The organism is Kocuria flava (assembly GCF_001482365.1).
In the GTDB taxonomy this organism is placed as follows: Bacteria; Actinomycetota; Actinomycetes; order Actinomycetales; family Micrococcaceae; genus Kocuria; species Kocuria flava.
The window spans coordinates 500,197-520,109 of sequence record NZ_CP013254.1 but is presented as its reverse complement, the minus strand read 5'-3'; the positions used below and the strand labels follow the sequence as shown (position 1 = coordinate 520,109).

Annotated in this window: 17 protein-coding genes; 5 read left to right on the top strand and 12 right to left on the bottom strand. The window is 75.8% G+C overall.

All coding sequences use genetic code 11. The features are described from left to right. Positions 1-103: 103 nt before the first annotated feature. On the bottom strand, positions 104-973 hold the full coding sequence (locus tag AS188_RS02415; RefSeq protein WP_058857504.1) for a tryptophan-rich sensory protein: 870 nt from the start codon (positions 971-973) through the stop codon (positions 104-106). 121 nt (positions 974-1,094) lie between these two features. Between AS188_RS02415 and AS188_RS02410 the strand changes: the two genes are divergently transcribed. After that, positions 1,095-2,360, top strand: a complete 1,266-nt coding sequence (locus tag AS188_RS02410; protein ID WP_058857503.1) for a saccharopine dehydrogenase NADP-binding domain-containing protein — start codon at positions 1,095-1,097, stop codon at positions 2,358-2,360. 81 nt (positions 2,361-2,441) lie between these two features. On the opposite strand, the gene AS188_RS02405 is transcribed toward AS188_RS02410, so the two are convergent. Beyond that, complete coding sequence (locus AS188_RS02405) at positions 2,442-3,617, bottom strand: zinc-dependent alcohol dehydrogenase (RefSeq protein ID WP_058857502.1); 1,176 nt, start codon at positions 3,615-3,617, stop codon at positions 2,442-2,444. Positions 3,618-3,927: 310 nt separating this feature from the next. After that, entirely contained in the window at positions 3,928-4,338 is a 411-nt protein-coding gene (locus AS188_RS02400; protein WP_058857501.1) for a hypothetical protein, read from the bottom strand. Between the two features lie 234 nt (positions 4,339-4,572). Between AS188_RS02400 and AS188_RS02395 the strand changes: the two genes are divergently transcribed. After that, on the top strand, positions 4,573-5,355 hold the full coding sequence (locus AS188_RS02395; protein WP_058857500.1) for a TetR/AcrR family transcriptional regulator: 783 nt from the start codon (positions 4,573-4,575) through the stop codon (positions 5,353-5,355). A gap of 150 nt (positions 5,356-5,505) precedes the next feature. Beyond that, positions 5,506-8,085, top strand: coding sequence for an MMPL family transporter (locus AS188_RS02390; RefSeq protein ID WP_058857499.1), 2,580 nt, complete (start codon positions 5,506-5,508; stop codon positions 8,083-8,085). An 84-nt stretch (positions 8,086-8,169) separates the two neighbouring features. Here the strand turns inward: AS188_RS02390 and AS188_RS02385 are convergent, their stop codons facing one another. The 9 genes from AS188_RS02385 to AS188_RS02345 all read right to left on the bottom strand — a co-directional run bounded on the left by AS188_RS02385 (position 8,170) and on the right by AS188_RS02345 (position 17,917). Beyond that, positions 8,170-9,954, bottom strand: a complete 1,785-nt coding sequence (locus tag AS188_RS02385; protein WP_058857498.1) for an N-acetylglutaminylglutamine amidotransferase — start codon at positions 9,952-9,954, stop codon at positions 8,170-8,172. Between the two features lie 119 nt (positions 9,955-10,073). Beyond that, complete coding sequence (locus AS188_RS02380) at positions 10,074-10,715, bottom strand: methylated-DNA--[protein]-cysteine S-methyltransferase (protein ID WP_083529178.1); 642 nt, start codon at positions 10,713-10,715, stop codon at positions 10,074-10,076. Then, positions 10,712-11,239, bottom strand: a complete 528-nt coding sequence (locus tag AS188_RS02375) for an RNA polymerase sigma factor (RefSeq protein WP_058857497.1) — start codon at positions 11,237-11,239, stop codon at positions 10,712-10,714. The genes AS188_RS02380 and AS188_RS02375 overlap by 4 nt, the downstream gene beginning before the upstream one ends. Before the next feature lie 67 nt (positions 11,240-11,306). Further along, a complete protein-coding gene (locus AS188_RS02370; RefSeq protein WP_169797979.1) occupies positions 11,307-12,194 on the bottom strand; it encodes a serine hydrolase in 888 nt (295 codons plus the stop codon). Between the two features lie 105 nt (positions 12,195-12,299). After that, positions 12,300-12,959 carry a response regulator gene (locus AS188_RS02365; RefSeq protein ID WP_058857495.1) on the bottom strand — a complete coding sequence of 220 codons (660 nt, stop codon included), beginning with the start codon at positions 12,957-12,959 and terminating at the stop codon, positions 12,300-12,302. Then, positions 12,956-14,743 (bottom strand): sensor histidine kinase, encoded by a 1,788-nt coding sequence (locus AS188_RS02360; RefSeq protein ID WP_058859675.1) that lies wholly within the window; start codon positions 14,741-14,743, stop codon positions 12,956-12,958. The genes AS188_RS02365 and AS188_RS02360 overlap by 4 nt, the downstream gene beginning before the upstream one ends. 126 nt (positions 14,744-14,869) lie before the next feature. Then, positions 14,870-16,375 (bottom strand): tripartite tricarboxylate transporter permease, encoded by a 1,506-nt coding sequence (locus AS188_RS02355; protein ID WP_058857494.1) that lies wholly within the window; start codon positions 16,373-16,375, stop codon positions 14,870-14,872. A 1-nt stretch (position 16,376) separates the two neighbouring features. Next, entirely contained in the window at positions 16,377-16,958 is a 582-nt protein-coding gene (locus AS188_RS02350) for a tripartite tricarboxylate transporter TctB family protein (RefSeq protein ID WP_058857493.1), read from the bottom strand. A gap of 2 nt (positions 16,959-16,960) precedes the next feature. Next, positions 16,961-17,917 (bottom strand): tripartite tricarboxylate transporter substrate binding protein, encoded by a 957-nt coding sequence (locus AS188_RS02345; protein ID WP_058857492.1) that lies wholly within the window; start codon positions 17,915-17,917, stop codon positions 16,961-16,963. 329 nt (positions 17,918-18,246) lie between these two features. Here AS188_RS02345 and AS188_RS02340 point away from each other — a divergent pair, with 329 nt between their 5' ends. Next, positions 18,247-18,606, top strand: coding sequence for a universal stress protein (locus AS188_RS02340; protein ID WP_058857491.1), 360 nt, complete (start codon positions 18,247-18,249; stop codon positions 18,604-18,606). A gap of 3 nt (positions 18,607-18,609) precedes the next feature. Continuing rightward, positions 18,610-19,878, top strand: coding sequence for an MFS transporter (locus AS188_RS02335; protein ID WP_058857490.1), 1,269 nt, complete (start codon positions 18,610-18,612; stop codon positions 19,876-19,878). Positions 19,879-19,913: the final 35 nt, after the last annotated feature.

Below are 19,913 nucleotides of genomic sequence, written 5' to 3'. Positions count from 1 at the left end.
CGGCGGCGCGGCCGGCACCTCCGGCGGTGCCGGCATCGTGGTCCCCGCCGCGGCGGGACCGCGTCCCGGGTGGGACGGGACCGTCCCCGGCCGGGGTGGCGGGTCAGGCGCCGCGCGAGCCCGCCGGAGCCTGCCGCGTCCCGGGACGCTGCGCCCGGCGGCGCAGCACCGCGGTCGCCGCGACCACGAGCAGGGCCGCCACGGTGGCGGCGCCGGCCACGAGCATCGAGGACGGCTCGTCGAGGGCCCGCCCCACGGCGATCCACGACAGCCCCCACGCCGAGGCGGCGGCCACCGCCCAGCGGCCGCCGACCCGCGCCTGGACCGCGGCGACCACCGCGGCGAGCACGAGCACGACGACGACGCCGATCCACTCCGCGCCCCGGCCCTCCTGCGGCACGCCGGAGGAGACGAGGGCGGCGGCGACGTTGGCCGCCGTCGCCACGGCGACCCAGCCCAGGTACAGCCCGAAGGTGCCGTCCACGACGACCCGGTCGGCGACCCCGTCCCGGCCGGGCACCCGCTGGAGCCGGTCCACGAGCAGCCCCAGCACCAGCACGAGCGCCACGATCACCACGACACTGGCCCAGATCCACCCCTGCTGGGTGACCAGCAGCCAGCCGGCGTTGAGCAGCATCGAGGCGGCCGCGAGCCAGCCCGTGGCCCGGAGCCTCGGGTCCGTGGCGCGGGAGGGCAGCCACTGCCAGACGGTGTACGCGGCCAGGCCCAGGTAGATCACCGACCAGATGGAGAAGGCCGGTCCGGCCGGGGCGAGCAGGGTCGCGTCCGCGGCGAGGTCGCCGCCGGAGGACTCCTCGACGCGGGTGCCGAAGATCCCGATGCCCACGAGGGTGCCGAGCACGCAGGCGATCTCGCTGAGGGTCACCACCACCTGGCGGGCGCGGTCCGCGCCGGTGGGCCGGTCCCGGACCTCCGGGTCCTGCGGGCGGGCGGGGGAGGGGGTGGCGCTCATCGGACGGCCTCTCGGTGCGGTGGTGCGGTGCGGTGCGGTGCGGTGCGGCGGGCGGCGGGTGCCTGCCGCACCGCCCTCCTCCAGCCTGTCACGCCCCGCGGCCCGGACCTAGAGTGGGCGGATGGACGACGACCGCAGCGGCAACGACCGGCCGGTGGTGGGCCTGCTCGGCGCCACCGGCATCACCGGGCGCACGGCGCTGGCCCACCTCGTCGAGCGGGCCGCGGCGGAGGGGGCGGGCGTCGTCGTCGGTGCCCGGGACCCCGGGGCGGTGCGGGCGCTGTGCGCGCGGCGCGGCCTGCCCGAGCCGGAGATCCTGCGCACGGACATCGCCGACGACGCCTCCCTGCGGGCGTTCGTGCGCCGGGCCGACGTGGTCGTGGACCTCGCCGGGCCCTACACCCGCCTCGCCCCGCCCGTGCTCGCCGCGTGCGTGGCCGAGGGCGCCTCCTACCTCGACCTCACCGGGGAGACCGCGCTGTCCCGGCGCACCGACCGCGACCTGCACGAGCCCGCCCGCGCCGCCGGGATCGCGCTCGTGCACACCGCCGGCTTCGAGGCGCTGCCCGCCGACGTCCTGGTGGACGCCGCCCGCCGCCACGCCGCCGCCCGCGGGGAGGTGCTGCGCAGCGCCGACCTCGTCACCTCGGTGCGCACCCCGTCCGGGGCCGGGTTCTCGGACGCGGTCTCCGGCGGAACGCTGCGCAGCCTCGTCGAGATCCTGCGCGACCGGGACCCCGTGCGGCTCGACGACCCCGCCGCCCGCACCCCCGGCCCCCTCGCGGGATCCGTGCGCCGCACCAGCCCGCTGCGGCTGCGGGCCCGCACGGCCGGCGGACGGGTGCTCGCGCCGATGAGCCCGCTCGCGGCGATCAACCCGCCGGTGGTGCACCGCACCCAGGCGCTCAGCCCGGTCCCGGGGGCCGCCGCGCACCCGCTGCTGTTCCGGGAGGCCGTCGACCTCGGCCCCGCCGGCGGGACGGCCGGGCTCCTCCGGCGGGCCGCCGCGCACGCGTCCGCGGCGGGCCAGGCGCTCACCGGCCTGGCCGTGCGGCTGCCGCACCCGGTGCGGGAGCGTCTGGCCGGGGTCCTGGAGCGGGTCCTGCCGGCGGCGGGCACCGGCCCGGAGGGCGACGTGCTCACCGGCTGGTCCTGGCGGACCCGCGGGAGCTTCACCACGCACGAGGGCTCGGCCTTCGCCGGGGTGCTCGAGGCCGAGGGCAACCCCGGCTACGGCACGACCCCCTGGCTGACCGTCGAGCTGGCCCTGCGGCTGGCGCTGCGCGGGGTGCCCGCGCCGGCCCGCGGCTCGACCACGCCCGCGCTCGCCCTCGACGGCGACCTCGAGGCCCTGCGCCCGGCGCGGGTGCGCATCACCGTGGGCTGAGACCCGTGCAGGCCCCGGCGCCGCGGCCGGCCCCGGTCGGGGGCGGGTCGCAGCACCGGGGCACGGTGCGCACGGCGTGGACTACGGCTTGAGCACCACCTTGATGCAGCCGTCCTCCTTCTTCTGGAACGTCTCGTACATCTCCGGGGCCCGCTCCAGCGGCACCCGGTGGGTCGCGAGGTCCAGCACGCCCAGCGGGTCGGAGGGGTCGTCCACGAGCGGCAGCAGCTCGTCGGTCCAGTAGCGCACGTTGCACTGGCCCATGCGCAGCTGGATCTGCTTGTCGAACAGCGTGAGCATCGGCATCGGGTCCTTCATGCCGCCGTACACGCCGCTGAGGGAGATCGTCCCGCCGCGCCGGACGGCGTCGATGGCCGTGTAGAGGGCCCCGAGCTTGTCCACCCCGGCGGTCTCCATGGCCTTGCGGCCCAGCGGCGACGGCAGCAGGCCGACCGCCTTGTGCGCCGCGCCGGCCACGTGCGAGCCGTGCGCCTCCATGCCCACGGCGTCGACCACCGCGTCCGGGCCGCGCCCGTCGGTGAGGTCCTTCAGCCGCTCGGCGACGTCCCCGGCGGAGTCCATCGTCTCGACGCCGTGGCGCTCGGCCATGGCCCGCCGCTCGGCGACCGGGTCGACCGCGATGACGCGGTAGCCCAGGTGGCGGCCGATCCGGGCGGACATCTGCCCGATCGGGCCCAGACCGAGCACCGCGAGCGAGCCGCCCTCGGGAGGAGCGGCGTACTTCACGGCCTGCCAGGCGGTGGGCACCACGTCGGAGAGGTACAGGTAGCGCTCGTCCTCACCGGTCTGCGGCACCTTGATCGGCCCGTAGTCGGCGTGCGGCACGCGCAGGTACTCGGCCTGCCCGCCCGGCACCGAGCCGTAGAGCCGGGAGTAGCCCAGGAACGCCGCGCCGCTGTTGTACTCCCGCACCTGGGTGGTCTCGCACTGGGACTGCAGGCCCTGCTTGCACATGAAGCAGTGCCCGCACGAGACGTTGAAGGGGATCACCACGCGGTCCCCCGCCGTGATGTGGGTGACCGCCGGGCCGACCTCCTCGACGATGCCCATCGGCTCGTGGCCGATGATGTCGCCCTTGTCCATGAACGGGCCGAGCACCTCGTACAGGTGCAGGTCGGAGCCGCAGATGCCGGTCGAGGTGATCCGCACGATCGCGTCCGTGGGCTCCTGGATCCGCGGGTCCGGGACCTCCTCGACGCTCACGGAGCGCTTTCCCTGCCAGGTCAGAGCCTTCATCGGTCCTCCTTCTCGCGGCCGGCCCCCTGCCGCGCGGGCACGGAAGGTCAGCCTGCTGATCTGTTCGGTCCCGACCGATCCTACTCCCGGGTCTCGCCGGAAGGCCAGGGCCCCGCTCCGGGATGCCGTCGTTCCCGCGGCGATCGCCCGGGCCTCGCCGCCCGGGCGTGGGAGCCGAGGGACTGGGTCCGGAGTCCGGGGTCGGGGCTGGCCCGGGGGCCGGGACCGGGGCTGGCCCGGGGGTCGGGACCGGGGCCGGGCCAGGAGTCGGAGTCGGGGAGGGGGCCGGGCCGGACCGCCCGGGACGGGATCAGCCGGCGGCGGTGACGGTGGCGTCGACGAGGATCGGCTCCTCGCCGCGGTCGACGTAGAGCTGCGCGGTCTCCTGGTCGGTGACCGTCTGCAGGGACTCGAGATCGTCGACGGTGAAGACGTCGCGCTCCTCGACCGTGCCGGTGGCCTCGACCTCGTCGCCCACCATGATGCCCTCCGGCAGCTGCTCGGCCATCACCAGCGTGTCCTCGGCGCCGATGGCGATCACCTGGTGCGCCAGGACCGCCTGCACCTCCCCGGTGAGGGTCATGGTCTCCCCGACGAGCTCCTCGGTGGGCACCCCGGACTGGTCGGCCTGGGTCAGCTCGGTCTCCTCGGCGCAGCCCGCCACGGTGCCCGCGAGCAGGAGGGCGGCAGCGGCGGCGGTGGTGCGGGGAAGGCGGCGCATGGTGGTCTCCTCGTTCGTCGTGCGGCGCCCGGCCGGTTCCGGGGGCCGGTGGCGACCGTACGCATGCTGATCGGCGGATCGCCAGCGATCCCGGGGGTTCGCCGGGGTCTCCCCGCGGATCGTGATCGCCTCGTGACCCGGGAGCGGGCGACGATGCCGTGCCGGGCTGCCAAGAACCATTGCACGCCGTGCAACTTTGCACTGTGTGCACCATTGCACGTAGTGTAAGCACTCGTGACGACCCTGCCCGCCGAGCCCGCACCCGACCGCCCGCCGCACGACCGGCGCGAGGCGGTGAAGTACCACAACCGCCGCGCCATCATCGACGCCGCGGCGGCCCTGGCCGAGGAGCGGGGACTGGGCGGGTTCACCGTCACCGACCTCGCCGACCGGGCCGGCGTGTCCCGGCGGACGATCTTCAACCACTTCGCCGCGGCCGACGACGCCGTCCACGCCCGCTTCAGCGAGCTGCTCGGGGTCTTCGTCGACAACTTCGCGCGCGTCGTGGAGGCCACCCCGCCGCCGGCCGAGCCGAGCATCGGCGCCGTGCTCGAGCAGCTGGCCGACGTCATCGAGCGCACCGAGCTCGTCCCCGCCATGTGCCACATCGCCCGGCTCATGGGCGCGAGCGAGAACAGCCCGACCACCGCGGTGTGGTCGCACGAGGTGATCGAGACCCTCACCGCCCGGCTGGCCGCCGAGATCACCGACCGCGTGCCCGAGGCCCCCGCGTTCACCGTGGACCTGCTCGCGACCCTGCTCCTGCACGCCCTGGCCGTCGCGTTCCAGCGGTGGGCCGAGGAGACCGGCGCGGTGGACACCCCCGCGAGCCGCAGCACGTGGCTGCGGGTGCTGCGCGAGGCCGTGGAACGGCTGCGCCACGGCTTCGCCGACCCGGCCCCCGGTGGCGGAGCGCCCGGTGCCGGGACGCCTAGTCCGGAGGCACCCGGTGCCGGGACGCCTGGTCCGGAGGCACCCGGTGCCGGGACGCCCGGTCCGGAAACGCCTCGCCCCTGAACCGCCCCGCCCCTGGAGCATCGACCCCCGGGGCAGCGCCGCCCCAAGCACTCCGGCTCCTGGTGCACCCCGATCCGGGAGCACCCCGCCCGGGCCCCTCGCCGGGGCGCCGGGCCGACCGACCCGACAGAGACGAACAGAAGAAGAGACATGGCACACCTGCTGTACCGACTCGGGCGCTTCGCCGCCCGCCGCGCCTGGGCCGTGGTCGCGGCCTGGGCCGCGGTCCTGCTCCTCGCCGGCGGGGCCTTCGCGGCCTTCGGCGGCCAGCTGACCAACGCCATCACCGTGCCCGGCACCGAGACCCAGCGCCTCGCCGACCGGCTGCAGACCGAGCTGCCCGACGCCGGGCACGGCACGGGCCGGATCGTGTTCACCACCGAGGACGGCGAGCCCTTCACCGCCGCCCAGCGCGCACAGGTCGGCGACGCCCTCGCGGCGGCCGAGGAGTCCCCGGGCGTCGACGCCGTGCTGAACCCCTTCACCGCGCAGGAGCAGCGGGAGGACCAGCGGCAGCAGCTCGAGGACGGGCGCGCCCGGGCCGCCGACGGGCAGGAGCAGCTGGAAGCGGCCGAGGAGACCCTCGACGAGGGGCAGGCCGAGCTCGACGACGCCCGCGAGCAGGCCGAGCGCGCCGGCGCCCTGGACCGGGTGGAGGACCGCCTCGACGAGCAGCAGGAGACCCTCGACGAGGGCCGTGCCGAGCTCGAGCGCAACCGCGAGCAGCTCGCCGCGGGCCTGCCCGAGCTGGACCGGGGCGAGCGGCTGCTCGCCCTGGCCGAGGAGACCCGCACGGTCTCCCGGGACGGCACCGCGGCCATGGCCGTGGTGACCTTCACCGAGGAGCAGCAGGCGGTCACCGCCGAGGACAAGCAGGCGCTGCAGGACGCCGTCGACGGCGCCGAGCTCGACGGCGTGCAGGCCGACTACTCCCTGGAGATCACCCAGGACATCTCCCAGCTCTTCGGCCCCGCCGAGGTGATCGGCGTGGTCATCGCCGGGATCGTGCTGCTGGTCATGCTCGGCACCCTCGTGGCCGCGGGCCTGCCCATCCTCATGGCGCTCACCGGCGTGGCGATCGGCGCCCTCGGCGTGCTGTCCTTCTCCGGGGCCGTGGACATGATGTCGGTGACCCCGATGCTGGGCGTGATGCTCGGGCTGGCCGTGGGCATCGACTACTCCCTGTTCATCCTCAACCGCCACCGCCAGCAGCTGCTGGCCGGCACCGGGCTGCACCGCTCGATCGGGCTGGCCACCGGCACCTCCGGCAACGCCGTGGTCTTCGCGGGCCTGACCGTGATCATCGCCCTGGCCGCGCTCAACGTCACCGGCATCCCCTTCCTGGGTGTGATGGGCACCGCCGCTGCGGTCTGCGTGGCCGTGGCCGTGCTCATCGCCGTGACCCTTACCCCCGCGCTGCTGTCGCTGGTCGGGCAGCGCCTGCTCTCCGCGCGGGCGCGGGCCCGGGCGGCCCGGCGCCCCGCGCACCTGGGCGAGCCCCGTCCCGGGGTGGCCACCCGCCACCCGGTGGTCACGCTCGTGGTCGGTGTGCTCGCCCTCGTGCTCGTCGCGCTGCCGGCGGCCTCGATGCGCCTGGGCCTGCCGGACGCCTCCTCCGAGCCGGAGGACTCCACCCAGTACCGCACCTACCAGGTCATCGAGGAGAAGTTCGGCGCCGGGGCCAACGGCCCGCTGCTCGTGGTCGCCGACCTGCCCGAGGGCACGGACGCGGACGGGGCCGCCGAGCTGCAGGTGGACGTGGGCGAGGCGCTCATGGCCGAGGACGACGTCGTCTCCGTGGTCCCGGCCGGGCTCTCGGAGGACAACGGCACCGCGGTGTTCCAGGTGGTGCCCGCCGACGGCCCCGCCGCCGAGTCCACCGAGCAGCTGGTCAACGACCTGCGGGCCCTGTCCCCGCAGCTGGAGGACGAGCAGGGCGTGCGGATCGGGGTCACCGGCCAGACCGGCGGCAACATCGACGTCTCCCAGCTGCTGGCCGACGCGCTGCCGCTGTACCTGACCGTGGTGATCGGGCTCTCGCTCGTGCTGCTGGTGCTGGTCTTCCGCTCCGTGCTCGTGCCGGTCGTGGCCACCGCCGGGTTCATGCTCTCCCTCTTCGCCGCCTTCGGCGCGGTCGTGGCGATCTACCAGTGGGGCTGGCTCGGCGGGCTCCTCGGCGTGCACGCGCCGGGGCCGGTGCTGAGCTTCCTGCCGACCATCCTCGTGGGCGTGCTCTTCGGCCTGGCCATGGACTACCAGCTGTTCCTCGTCTCGGGGATGCGCGAGGCCTTCGTGCACGGGCGCTCCGCCCGCGCCGCCGTCCAGGAGGGGCTCACCGCGGGCCGGGCCGTGGTCACGGCCGCGGCGATCATCATGATCTCCGTGTTCGCCGGCTTCGTCTTCTCCCACATGGCGATGATCCGGCCCATGGGCTTCGGCCTCGCCTTCGGGGTGCTCGTCGACGCCTTCGTGGTGCGCATGATGCTGATCCCCGCGACCATGCACCTGCTCGGGGACCGGGCGTGGTGGCTGCCGCGCTGGCTGGACCGGATCCTGCCGGACGTCGACGTCGAGGGCGAGTCCCTGCGCCGCGAGGCCGAGGAGCCGGCCGCGGGGGACGATCCGGCCGGGGACGGCCCGTCCGGGACCGCCGACGGCTGGGGCGGCACCGGGCCCGGCCCCGACCCGGACGCCGAGCCCGAGCTGGTCGGCGCCGGGCGCCGGGACTGAGCGCACCGGGCTCCCCTCCCGACGACGGCGCGCCCGCCACCCGGCAGCAGGTGGCGGGCGCGCCGTCGTCGTCGCGGGGTGGACTCAGCCGATGCCGTTCGTCTGCAGCCACATCTCCAGCAGGCCCAGCTGCCACAGCACGTTCGAGCGCAGCGGCGTGTGGTGCGTGTTGGGGTCCGCGAGCAGGGACTCCACGACCTCGGAGTTGTACAGTCCGCGCCGCACCGCCGCCGGGTCGGTCAGGGCCGCCTCGACCCGGTCGAGCGTGCCGCCCTCGAGGGTGCGGATCGCCGGGACGGGGAAGTAGCCCTTCTTCCGGTCGATCACCTCGTCCGGGACGCTCCCGCGCGCCGCGCGCTTGAGCACGCCCTTGCCGCCGTCGGCGAGCTTGAGCTCCGGCGGGATGCGCCCGGCGAACTCCACGAGCTCGTGGTCGAGGAACGGCACGCGCGCCTCGAGGCCCCAGGCCATGGTCATGTTGTCCACGCGCTTGACCGGGTCGTCCACGAGCATGACCGTCGAGTCGGTGCGCAGCGCCGCGTCCACCGCGGTCTCGGCGCCGGGGCGGCCGAAGTGGCGCTCGATGAACGCGGTCGGGGCGTCGTGGGTGGCCATCCACTCGGGGGAGAGCACCTTCGCGAGCCGCGACCACGGCCGGTCGAAGAACGCGTCCGCGTAGGTCTGCCGGGCGTCGTCGCGGGCCACGTCGGCCAGCGGCGGGTACCAGTGGTAGCCGCCGAGGACCTCGTCGGCGCCCTGGCCGGACTGGACGACCTTGACGTGCTGGGAGACCTCCTCGCTGAGCAGGTAGAACGCCACGCAGTCGTGGCTGATCATCGGCTCGCTCATCGCCGCGACGGTGCGGTCGATCGCGGGCACCAGGCGGGCGTCGTCGATCGCGATCTGGTGGTGGTCGGTGCCGAAGCGGCGGGCCACGAGGGAGGAGAACTCGAACTCGTCCCCGGCCTCCTCGCCGCGGGACTCGAAGCCGATGCTGAAGGTCCGCAGGTCCTCCTGCCCGCTCTCCGCCAGGAGGGCGACGACGAGGCTCGAGTCGATCCCGCCGGACAGCAGCACGCCCACGGGCACGTCCGCGACCATGCGCCGCTTCACCGCGGTGCGCAGCTTCTCGACGAGCCCGTCCTGCCAGTCCTGCTCGGACCACCCGGAGCGGTCCTCGTCGCGGGTGAACTGCGGGTTCCAGTACTCGAGGTCGGAGGCCGAGCCGTCCGGCTCGATCGTGCGCACGGTGGCCGGCGGCATCTTGCGCACGCCCTTGAGGATCGTGCGCGGGGCCGGGATCACCGAGTGGAACGTGAGGTAGTAGGACAGGGCGGTGCGGTCGATCGAGGTGTCGACGTCCCCGGCCGCCAGCAGCGCCTGGACCGTCGAGGCGAAGCGCAGCCGCTCCCGGGAGTGGTCGACGTACATCGGCTTGATGCCCAGCCGGTCGCGGGCCAGCACCGTGCGCCCGCTGGTGTGCTCGGTGATCGCGAAGGCGAACATGCCGTGGAAGTGGTAGACGCACTCCCGGCCCCAGCGGTGGTAGGCCTTCAGCGCGACCTCGGTGTCCGAGGTCGAGAAGAACTCGTAGCCCATCCCGCGCAGCTCCTCGCGCAGCCTGCGGTAGTTGTAGATCATCCCGTTGAACACGATCGACAGCCCCAGCCGGGAGTCGACCATCGGCTGCCCGCCCGAGGGGCTGAGGTCGACGATCTTCAGCCGGCAGTGGCCCATCGCCACCGGCCCCTGGGCCCACGCCCCGGAGCCGTCCGGGCCGCGGCCCGACTGGGCGCAGGTCATCCGGTGGATCGTGCCGGGGTCGGCGGCCCGGCCGTCGAAGCGGAGCTCACCGGCGATGCCGCACATCAGCGCTCACCCCCGTTCCCGGGCAGGGAGGAGGGGTGCGGTTCTCCACGGGGCGTCAGCATCCTTCCAGTCTAGGGGCCGGGCGTGACGGGCACGTCACAGTCGGGTCCCGGGCCGGCTCAGGCGGCCTCGAGGGCGAGCAGCGCCGCCTTGGCCTCGAGGCCGCCGACGTAGCCGCCGGGACCGCCGTCGGAGCGCAGCACCCGGTGGCACGGGACGACCACGGGCAGCGGGTTCGTGGCGCACGCCGTGCCCACGGCCCGGCTCGCACCCGGCCGGCCCAGCGCGCGGGCCAGCTCCCCGTAGCTCGTGGTGCGCCCGTAGCCGATCCCGGGCAGGCGCTCCTGGACGAGCCGGCGGAAGCCGTGGGAGAGGGAGCGGTCCAGGGGCAGGTCGAAGGCCGTGCGCTCCCCGGCGAAGTACTCGCGCAGCTGCGCCGCGGCCGGTGACAGGACCTCGGGGGCGGTGAGGACGCGCGCGCCGAGGCGGTCGGCCAGCTCCTGCAGCACCCGGTCGTGGTCCTCGCGGGCGTAGGCCACCCGCACGAGCCCGCGGGGCGTGGCCGCCAGCAGCAGCGGCCCGACCGGGGAGTCCACGGTCGTGACGGCCACGTCCAGCAGGTCCTCCGCGGCGGCCCGCCGCTCGAGGCGCCGGTGCAGCCGGGCCAGCACCGCGGCGTCCGGGACGTCCTCCGGCACGAGGGTGCTCGGCGACGGCCGTCGCCCGCTGCCCGGGGCGTCGTGGTGGGGGTGCGTGCTCATGTCCTCGTCTCCTCCTGCGTGCCCCGGGGTGCGGGGCGCTCGGTCCAGGTGCCCGCCAGCGTGCGGCGGAGGGTGGCCAGCCCGTCGGCGGCGGCCCGCCGGGCGGCCTCCGGGGTGCCGCCGAGGATCCCGGCGACCTCCCGGTAGGAGAGCCCGCCCAGGTGGCGGTAGGCGAGGACCCGGCGCTGCTTGTCCGGCAGGGCCGCCACCGCCGCCCACAGCGCGGCGGCGTCCTCGGGCTCCGCCGCGGCCGGGGCGGGCCGCTCGGGCAGCGGGTCGACCGGCAAGGCCGCGCGGCTGCGGGCCCGCACGACGTCGAGGGCCTTGCGGTGGGCGATCGTCACCAGCCACGCCTGCACGTTCGCCGAGGCCGGCAGCTGCGGCCAGGCGCGCAGGGCCGCCAGGAACGTCTCCGACCACGCGTCCTCGGCGTCGGCGGGACCGGGCAGCACGGCCCGGCACACCCGCCACACCACCGGGCCGTGGCGGGCCACCACCGTCTCGAAGGGCTCTTTGGTCTCCATCACCGGGAAGACGCCGCGGCGGGCGGGAACGTGAGGTGCCCGGGCCGGTGCCGGCCGGGGACGGGGCTCACGCCCCGGGGACCGGGTCCAGCAGGTCCTCGATCACCGGGCCGGCCTGCCGGAACCAGGGCCGGGAGGCCTCGAAGCCGTCCCAGCCGTCGGTGAGCACGACGACGACGTGCTCCCGCCCGCCGGTGCGCAGCAGTCCGGCGTCGTGGGAGACGTCCTCGAGCAGGCCCGTCTTGTGCGCGAACTCCGTGCCCGCGGACAGCCCCGAGGACAGGGCGTAGTCGAGGTGCTGGTCGCGCAGCAGGCCCAGGAACAGCTCGGTCGAGGCCGGGGAGAGCAGCCGGCCGCGGCGCAGCCGCTCGAGCAGGTCGGCGACGTCGTCCGGGGTGGTGGTCATGGCCACGATGCCGTCCTCGCCGGTGCCCGGGTCGAAGGTCGTCGTGGTGAAGCCGTGCGCCCGGGCGGAGTCCTCGAGCGCGTCCCACCCCAGCTGCCCGCCGAGGGCGGCCCCGGAGGCGTTGTCCGACCACGTGATCATCGCGTCGAGGGCCTGCGCCACGGTCAGGGCGGTGCCGGGGACGGGGTCCGACAGGGCTGCCTCGCCGCGGTCCACCCGCTCGAGGACGGCGTGGGCGACGAAGAGCTTGTACAGGCTCGCGCTCGTGAAGGACCGCTCGGCGGCGCGGGTGACGACCGGCCGCCCGTCCGGGTCCAGGACCACCAGGCCCAGTTCGCCGGGCACCCCGGCGGCGAGCTCCTCGACCGCGGCCTCGTGGCCGGGGTCCGCCGCCGTCACCGCGGTGTCCGCGGTCCGCAGGGAGCTCACGCCCGGCTCGGCCGCGCACCCGCCGAGCAGCAGCAGCGCCAGGACCGTCAGGGTCGCGGCCGCCCGGCCGGGGCGGACGGGCCGCGGGCGGGACGGGCGCGGGCGTCGTCGTGCGGGCACGGGGCGGCTCCGATCGGGGGCGGGGGCGGGGTCGCCCTCCACCCTGCTCCGCCGGGGGCGGGCCCGCCAGCCGCCGATGTGGGGACAGCGGGCGCGGCGCCGCGCTCAGCCGGGCACTCCGTAGCGGTGCTCGGGGCGGCCCGTGCTGCCGTAGCGCAGGTGCATCTCGACCACGCCCTCGTCCACGAGCGCGGAGAGGTAGCGCTGGGCGGTCGCCCGGGAGACGCCCACCTGCTCGGCGACCGCGGCGGCGGAGTGCTGGCCGCCCGCCGCGAGCGCCTGGAGCACCGCGGTCTCGGTGGCCGAGCGGGTGCGGCTGGGGCCGGCGGCCTGGGGCAGGCGCAGCGTGCGCACGGCCCGCTCGATCGTGTCCTGGTCGACCGTGCGGTCCCCGGCGAGCATCCGCCGGTACCGGGCGTAGGCGCGCAGCCGCTGGGCGAGCTCCTCGGCGCCGAAGGGCTTGAGGAGGTAGCCGACCGCGCCGCGGCGCAGCGCCCGGCGCACGGCCGAGGCCTCGGCGGCGGCGGTGAGCACGAGGACGTCGACGTCGAGGCTGCGCATGAGGTCCAGGCCCAGGGCATCGGGCAGGTAGACGTCGAGGAGCACGAGGTCGGGGTGCTGGGTGCGCACGGCCCGCAGGGCCGCCTCGGCGGTGCCGACCGGGCGCAGGGCGGTGAAGCCCGGGACGGCGTCGACGTAGCCGGCGTGCAGCTTGGCCACGTGGAAGTCGTCGTCGACGATCAGCACGCGCAGGTCCTCGCTCATTCCGCCCCCGGGTCCTGGGTCCGGGCCGCGGCCGCGGCCCCGTCGGCATGGTAGCCGGACGCCCCGTCCCCGTTCCCGCCCCCGGGCTCCGGGGGTGCGACGGTGCCGGGCAGGCGGGCGCAGAACACGGCGCCGGGCCCGCCGGGGCGGCCGGGGTCGGCCAGCCACACGGACCCGCCGCGGGCCTCGGCCAGGCGGCGGCACAGGAACAGCCCGAGGCCCTGCCCGTGGGCGTCCAGCGGAGCGGCGGCGGCGGTGGAGAAGCCCTCCTCGAAGACCTGCTCGGGGTGGGCGGTGCCGTCCCCCGAGTCGGCGACCACCAGGTGCAGGGTGCCGCCGGCGTCCGTGAGCTCGTCGAGGGCCTCGACCTCGACCCAGCGCCCGGGGGCGGAGCCGTGCACGGCGGCGCGCACCGCGTTGTCGACGAGGTTGCCCAGCACGGTGGCGACGTCGTGGGGGTCCGCGACCCGCCCGCGGACGAGGGTCTCGGGGCCGACCCGCAGCTGCACGCCCCGCTCGGCGGCCTCGACGGCCTTGGCGCCCACGAAGGCCTGCAGGAACGGGTCGCCGAGGGCCTCGGTCTGCTCGGCGGGGAAGCGCTCGGGGTCGGCGGCCAGCAGCCCGCCCACGTACTCCTCGGCCTCGTCGTGGCGGCCGGTGCTCAGCAGCCCGAAGACGGTGTGCAGCCGGTTGGCGAACTCGTGGCGCTGGGCCCGCAGCGCCCCGGTCATCGCGCTGACGGCCTCGAGCTGCTTGGTGAGGTCCTGCAGCTGGGTGCGGTCGCGCACCGTCACGACCGTGCCCAGGTCCGGGGCGCCGGGGCCGGTCCCGCGCACGGCGCGGGCGGAGAGGATCAGCACGCGGGTGCCCACGACCTCCTCCACGGCGGGGGTCTCGGCGTGCGGGGCGGCGGAGGCCTCGGCCGCGAGCCGCACCACGACGGGCGGCAGCCCGGCCCGCGCGAGCGGGGCGCCGGCGAGCTCGGCCGCGGGGTCGAGGCCCAGCAGGGTGCGGGCCTCGGCGTTGACCACGGTGAGCCGCCCGTCGGCGGCGACCCCGACCACGCCGTCGTCGACCCCGCGCAGCACCGCCTCCTGGTCGAGGACGAGCTCGGTGATCTCCTCGGGCTCCAGGCCCAGGGTGAGCCGGCGCAGCCGGCGGCTCAGCAGCCAGGACGCGGCCGCGCCCACGGCGAGGGCCCCGGCGGCGGTGAGGACGATCAGCTCGACGTCGTCGCGCAGGTTCTCGCGGATGCCGCGCACGCCGAAGCCCACACTGACCTGCCCCACGACCGTCTCGGAGCCGGGGGCGCGCACCGGGACCTTGGCGCGGGCGGAGAGCCCGAGGGTGCCGCGCTCCTGGTCGGTGGCCTCCACGCCCTCGCGGGCCGCGACGGGGTCGGTGCTCACGGGCAGCCCGATCAGGTCCCGGTCGGGGTGGGTCAGGCGGGTGCCCTCGCCGTCGGTGACCACCACGAACAGCGCCCCGGTGCGCTCGCGCACCGCCTCGGCGTGGGCCAGCAGCGGGCTGCGGGCCAGCTCCTCCGGGGGCGTGCCCGCGGCGTCGGCGGCGTCGAGGCGGGCGACCTCCGCGCGCACGGCGTCGGCGGCGGCGACCGTGCGGGCGACGGCGAGGGCCCGCTGCTCGGCCTCCTCGCCCGCGAGCTGGTAGGTCAGCCAGGCGTGCACCCCGGTGGTCACGAGCACGGCGAGCAGCACGGTCGCCAGCTGCAGCAGCAGGGTCTGGCGGCCGAAGTCCAGGGCCGGGCGGCGCCGTGGGTGCATCCTCGCCTCCTCGGCGCGCAGGGCGCCGGACAGCGGACGGGCCGCCCGCGTGCGGGGCACGCGGGCGGCCGTCGTCGTGGTGGTCCGGACCACTCTAGTGGGGGTGGTGCGCGGGGCCCAGGGCGCTCACACGTCCTGGCGGGCGCGGTTGACGATCTTCGAGCGCACCGTCAGGGCGATCACGACCAGCAGCAGGCCGTAGAGCACCAGCGGGATGGGGCCGGTGACGAAGACCGTGTAGTCGCCGTTGGAGGACAGCAGCCCGTCGCGCAGGCTGGTCTCGGCCAGCGGCCCCAGGACCATGCCGATCAGCAGCGGGGCCACCGGCACGCCGTGGCGGCGCATCATGAAGCCCAGCAGGCCCAGGGCCAGCAGCAGGAGCAGGTCGAAGACCGCCCCGGAGGTCGCGTAGATGCCCAGGCCGCAGAACACCACGATCCCGGCGTAGAGGTACTGGCTGGGGATCAGCAGCAGCTTCGCCCAGTGCCGGGCGAAGGGCAGGTTGATCACGAGCAGCACGACCATCGCGATGAAGAAGCTGGCCAGCAGCGCCCACACGAGGTCCGGGGCCCGGTCGAACAGCAGCGGGCCCGGCTGGAGGCCGTACTGCTGGAAGGCCGCGAGCATGATCGCCGCGGTCGCCGAGACGGGCAGGCCCAGGGCCAGCAGCGCGCCCATGGCGGTGCCCGTGGTGGCGTTGCCGGCGGCCTCCGGGGCGGCGAGGCCGCGGATGGCGCCCTTGCCGAACATGGGGTTCGGGCGGCGGCGGTCGATGCGGCGCTCGACGTCGTAGGCCATGAACGTGGGCACCTCGGCCCCGCCCACGGGCACCACGCCGAAGGGCAGGCCGATCGCGGTGCCGCGGATCCAGGCCGGGGCGGCCTCCTTGAGCTCCGCGCGGGAGAGGAACGGGCGGCCCGAGAACGTGAACCGGTGCGCGGCCGGGTCGCGGCGGATCCGGGAGGCCACGTGCAGCACCTCGCCGAGGGCCAGCACGGCCACGGAGACCGTCACCAGGGAGATCCCGTCGAAGAGGTTCGGGGAGCCGGCGGTGAAGCGCTCCGAGCCGGAGATCGCGTCGATGCCGATCGTGGCGATGCCCAGGCCCAGCACGAGGGAGAGCAGGCCCTTGACCGCGGAGTCGGAGACCACCGAGGAGGTCGCCACGAAGGCGAACAGCGCCAGGGCGAAGTACTCGGCGGGGCCGAAGTTCGCCGAGAAGTCCGCCAGCCGCGGGGCGAGGAAGACGACGACGACGGAGGCGACCATCCCGCCCACGAACGCGCCGATCGCCGCGGTGGCCAGCGCCTGCGGGGCCCGGCCGTCCTTGGCCATCCGGTGCCCCTCGAACGTGGAGGCGATCGCCGAGCCCTGCCCGGGGGTGTTCATGAGGATGGCCATGGTCGAGTCGCCGAACAGCCCGCCGAAGTAGACCCCGGCGAAGAGGATGAACGCGGCGGTCGGGTCCAGCGCGAAGGTCATGGGCAGCAGCAGGGCCACCGCCATCGAGGAGCCCAGGCCGGGCAGCACGCCCACGGCGGTGCCGAGCAGGCAGCCGACCACGACCCAGACGAGGTTCATGGGGGTCAGTGCGCCGGCGAAGCCCTCCGCCAGCAGGTTCAGTGCGTCCATGTCAGAGACCGCCTCCCAGGATGCCGGACGGGAGGGTGAGGTCCAGGCCGACGGCGAATGCCAGGTAGATCGCGCTGCTCACGAACAGGGCGAGCACGAGGTCGAACAGGGGCCGGCGGCTGCCGAACCCGCGGGCCACGGCCCAGAAGAGCAGGGCGGCGGCGAGGATCCAGCCGAGCAGCTCGAGGGTCAGGGCGAAGACGAGGAACCCGCCCGCGCCCCAGGCCACCGCGGCCCAGTCGGAGTGGGTGCGCCACGAGCGCCCGGAGAGCTCCGCGGGGTGCTCGGGGGTGCGCAGGTAGTGCAGCGCCAGCAGCGCCGAGAGCACGTACCCGGCCACGACGAGCAGCAGCGGGTAGAACGCGGGACCCGGGAAGTCGGTGCCCTCGGGGATCTCCATGGTGAGGGCCCCGACGAGCAGGTAGGTGCTGAAGCCGGCGGTGACCGCCGGGACCACCAGGCCGCTGCGCCCGGCCCACCACGACGGCGGGGACGGGGGCCCGTCCGGGGTGCGCCGCGGCGGCTGCGCGGGGGCGGGGTGCTCGCCGGCGGTGCCGGCGGGCGAGGACGTGGACGTGCTCATGATCAGTTCAGCTCCTTCACCAGCGCGGCGATGCGCTCCTGCTCCGAGGCCATGAACTCGTCGAACTCCTCGCCCGCGAGCCACACCTCGGTCCACTTGTTGCGCTCGACGGCCTCCTGCCACTCGGGGGTCGCGACCGCCTCCTCGACGAGCGCCCGCAGCTCGGCGAACTCCTCGTCGGTGATCCCGGGCGGGGCCAGCACGGCCCGCCAGTTGGCGAGGTCCACGGCGTAGCCCTGCTCGGTGAGCGTCGGGATCTCGACGCCCTCCAGCGGCTGGGGCGCGGCCATGCCCAGGGCGCGCAGGCGCCCGGCCTCGATCTGGTCGGCCACGTCCATGTACCCGGAGGTCGCCGCGTCGGCGGTGCCGGTGATCAGCGCCTGGGTGGCCTCGCCGCCGCCGGACTTGGGGATGTAGGTCGTCTCGGCGGGCTCGATGCCGGCCTCGAGGGCGAGCTCGGTCATCACCAGCTGGTCGAAGGTGCCGCCGCCGGTCCACGCGACCTCCCCGGGCTCGGCGCGCCAGGCGGCCACGAGCTCGTCGATGGTCCCGTACGGGGAGTCGGCGGGGACCACGACCACGTCGTACTCCTCGACCACGCGGGCGATCGGGCGCACGTCGTCGTGCGTGACCGGCGAGCCGGTCTGCTCCACGCCCGCGACGAGCCCGGCGCCGGTGACCATCAGGGTGTTGGCCTGGCCGTGCATGGTCGAGAGCTTGCCCAGGCCGATCGTCCCGGCGGCGCCGGGGATGTTGACGACCTGGGAGTTGTTGACCAGCCCGTTGGTGCGCATCGCCTGCTGCTGCTCGCGCATGAACGTGTCCCAGCCGCCGCCGGCGCCGGCCGGGGCGATCAGGGTGAGGTTCGCCCGCAGGTCGGAGCCGCCGGACGCGGACTGGATCGAGAAGAAGGACGCCAGGCCGATGACCACGGCGGCGACCACGCCGTAGACCGTCATTGCGACGGGGTGGCGTCGCCGCGCCGCGGGCGGCGCCGGGTCGGGGATTGTGCTCACGGGTGCTGTTCGCTTTCCGTCGATCCCGGACGGACCGGGAGGGGATCGTGGACGGGGCTCTGCCGAGCCGCTCCGGACGACCCTAGGTGACCCGCGTCACGTCCACGGGGCTTCTGCTCGCTTTCCCGGCTACTGCTCCTTGTGCGGGTTCTGCGCATTGTGCTCACGCGCGGAACGGCGGATTCCCGGCGCCCGGCCGTAGGGTTGACCTCGCTCGCGGCCGCCGACCCCCGGCGTGCCCGTCCCTGACCGTCCCAGCAGCGGAGGCCCCCATGACCGTCGTCGTCGCCCGTACCAGCACCCCCGAGGGGGAGGCCGCGCTCGCCGCGTCCCTCGAGGAGGCCCGCCGCCGGGCCGAGGACCTGCTCGTGTTCAACCTCGAGGGCGCCCAGCTCGACCCCGAGGGCACCCAGCTCGAGGGAGTGCCCGTGGCCTTCCGCACCCCCGACGCCCGCAACCGCGACGCCGTGGGCGAGCTGCTCGACGCCGCCGAGGAGGTCGGCGCCTCCGCGATCGTCATCGGCGTGCGGCACCGCAGCCCCGTCGGCAAGCTGCTGCTGGGCTCCGCCGCCCAGCAGGTCCTGCTCGAGGCCAGCGCCCCGGTGATCGCCGTCAAGCCCCGCCGCGCCTGAGGCGTGGCCCCGGCGAGCCCCCGCACGGGCGCGTGGCTGTGGCTGCTCGTCGCCGCCGCCACGCTCTCCCAGACCGCCCTGAACCTGGTCCGGCCCGTCACCACGTACAAGCTCCTCGCCCTGGGGGCCGACGCGGTGACGGTCGGCCTGGTCACCGCCGCCTACGCGGTGCTGCCCCTGGTCACCGCGATGTGGCTGGGGCGCACCACGGACCGCGTGCGCGAGCTGCGCCGGATGGTCGTGGTCGGCGCCGTGGTGCTCGCCCTCGGGGCCCTGGCCCTCGACCTCGCCGCGACCGCCGCGCTCGTGGCCCTGGCCAGCGCCGTGCTGGGCATGGGCCACCTGCTGTTCACCATCGCCGGGCAGGCCGCGATCGCCCGCCACTCCCCGGACGACCAGCTCGACAAGGGCTTCGGCTGGTTCACCGCCGCGTTCTCCGCGGGCCAGCTCGCCGGGCCGCTGCTGGCCGGGCTGCTGCTGGGCACGGGCTCCGCCGTCGCCTCCCCGGAGCGCCTCGCCGACATCCGCACCGCGCTGTGGCTGGGCGCAGGGCTCTCCCTGCTCGCCGTGCCCGTCCTGCTCGTGCGCGCCCGCACCCCGCGGGGCCGCCCCCGGGACGACGACGCCGGTGCCGCGAGCACCGCCGCGGCCGGGCAGCAGCCGGCCGCGGGAGAGGCCGGGACCGTGCCCGCGCCGCTCCCGCGCGCCTCGATGCTGCGGATCCTGCGGGTGCCCGGGGTGCCCTCCCACATGCTCGCGGCCCTGTCCCTGCTCGCGATGCTCGACATCCTCACCGCGTTCCTGCCCCTGGTGGGGGAGCGCGCCGGGGTGCCGCCCGCGTGGATCGGGGCGCTGCTGGCCGTGCGCGGCGGGGCCTCGATCCTCTCCCGCGTGTTCCTGCCGCGGCTCGCCCACCGGTTCTCCCGCCGGTCCCTGCTGCTCGTGAGCCTCTACGGCTCCGGGATCGCCCTCGCCCTGCCGCCGCTGGTCATCACCGTCCCGTGGCTCGCGGCGGTCCTGCTCTTCGCCGGCGGCTTCTGCCTGGGCCTCGGGCAGCCGCTGACCATGACCCTGATCTCGACCTCCGTGCCCGCGTCCTGGCGCGGCTCGGCGCTCGCGGTGCGGCTGGTCGGCAACCGGGTCGGGCAGGTGGCCATGCCCCTGCTGGCCGGGCTGGTCGCGGCACCGCTGGGCCCGGCCGGGGCCATCTGGTCCACCTGCGCGGTGCTCGTGGGCAGCGGGCTCGAGAAGACGCTGCGCCGCCGGTCCTGACCGGTGCGCCCCCGGCACCGGCGGCTTGTGGTCCA

What these genes read in the sequence shown, in the direction of transcription:
- AS188_RS02415 (WP_058857504.1), bottom strand. Translation starts at nt 973, where the DNA reads ATGAGCGCCACCCCCTCCCCCGCCCGCCCGCAGGACCCGGAGGTCCGG.
- AS188_RS02385 (WP_058857498.1), bottom strand. Translation starts at nt 9,954, where the DNA reads ATGTGCGGCATCGCCGGTGAGCTCCGCTTCGACGGCCGGGCCGCCGAC.
- AS188_RS02405 (WP_058857502.1), bottom strand. Translation starts at nt 3,617, where the DNA reads ATGAAGGCTCTGACCTGGCAGGGAAAGCGCTCCGTGAGCGTCGAGGAG.
- AS188_RS02365 (WP_058857495.1), bottom strand. Translation starts at nt 12,959, where the DNA reads ATGAGCGAGGACCTGCGCGTGCTGATCGTCGACGACGACTTCCACGTG.
- AS188_RS02400 (WP_058857501.1), bottom strand. Translation starts at nt 4,338, where the DNA reads ATGCGCCGCCTTCCCCGCACCACCGCCGCCGCTGCCGCCCTCCTGCTC.
- AS188_RS02355 (WP_058857494.1), bottom strand. Translation starts at nt 16,375, where the DNA reads ATGGACGCACTGAACCTGCTGGCGGAGGGCTTCGCCGGCGCACTGACC.
- AS188_RS02350 (WP_058857493.1), bottom strand. Translation starts at nt 16,958, where the DNA reads ATGAGCACGTCCACGTCCTCGCCCGCCGGCACCGCCGGCGAGCACCCC.
- AS188_RS02375 (WP_058857497.1), bottom strand. Translation starts at nt 11,239, where the DNA reads ATGGAGACCAAAGAGCCCTTCGAGACGGTGGTGGCCCGCCACGGCCCG.
- AS188_RS02340 (WP_058857491.1), top strand. Translation starts at nt 18,247, where the DNA reads ATGACCGTCGTCGTCGCCCGTACCAGCACCCCCGAGGGGGAGGCCGCG.
- AS188_RS02380 (WP_083529178.1), bottom strand. Translation starts at nt 10,715, where the DNA reads ATGAGCACGCACCCCCACCACGACGCCCCGGGCAGCGGGCGACGGCCG.
- AS188_RS02390 (WP_058857499.1), top strand. Translation starts at nt 5,506, where the DNA reads ATGGCACACCTGCTGTACCGACTCGGGCGCTTCGCCGCCCGCCGCGCC.
- AS188_RS02345 (WP_058857492.1), bottom strand. Translation starts at nt 17,917, where the DNA reads ATGACGGTCTACGGCGTGGTCGCCGCCGTGGTCATCGGCCTGGCGTCC.
- AS188_RS02360 (WP_058859675.1), bottom strand. Translation starts at nt 14,743, where the DNA reads ATGCACCCACGGCGCCGCCCGGCCCTGGACTTCGGCCGCCAGACCCTG.
- AS188_RS02410 (WP_058857503.1), top strand. Translation starts at nt 1,095, where the DNA reads ATGGACGACGACCGCAGCGGCAACGACCGGCCGGTGGTGGGCCTGCTC.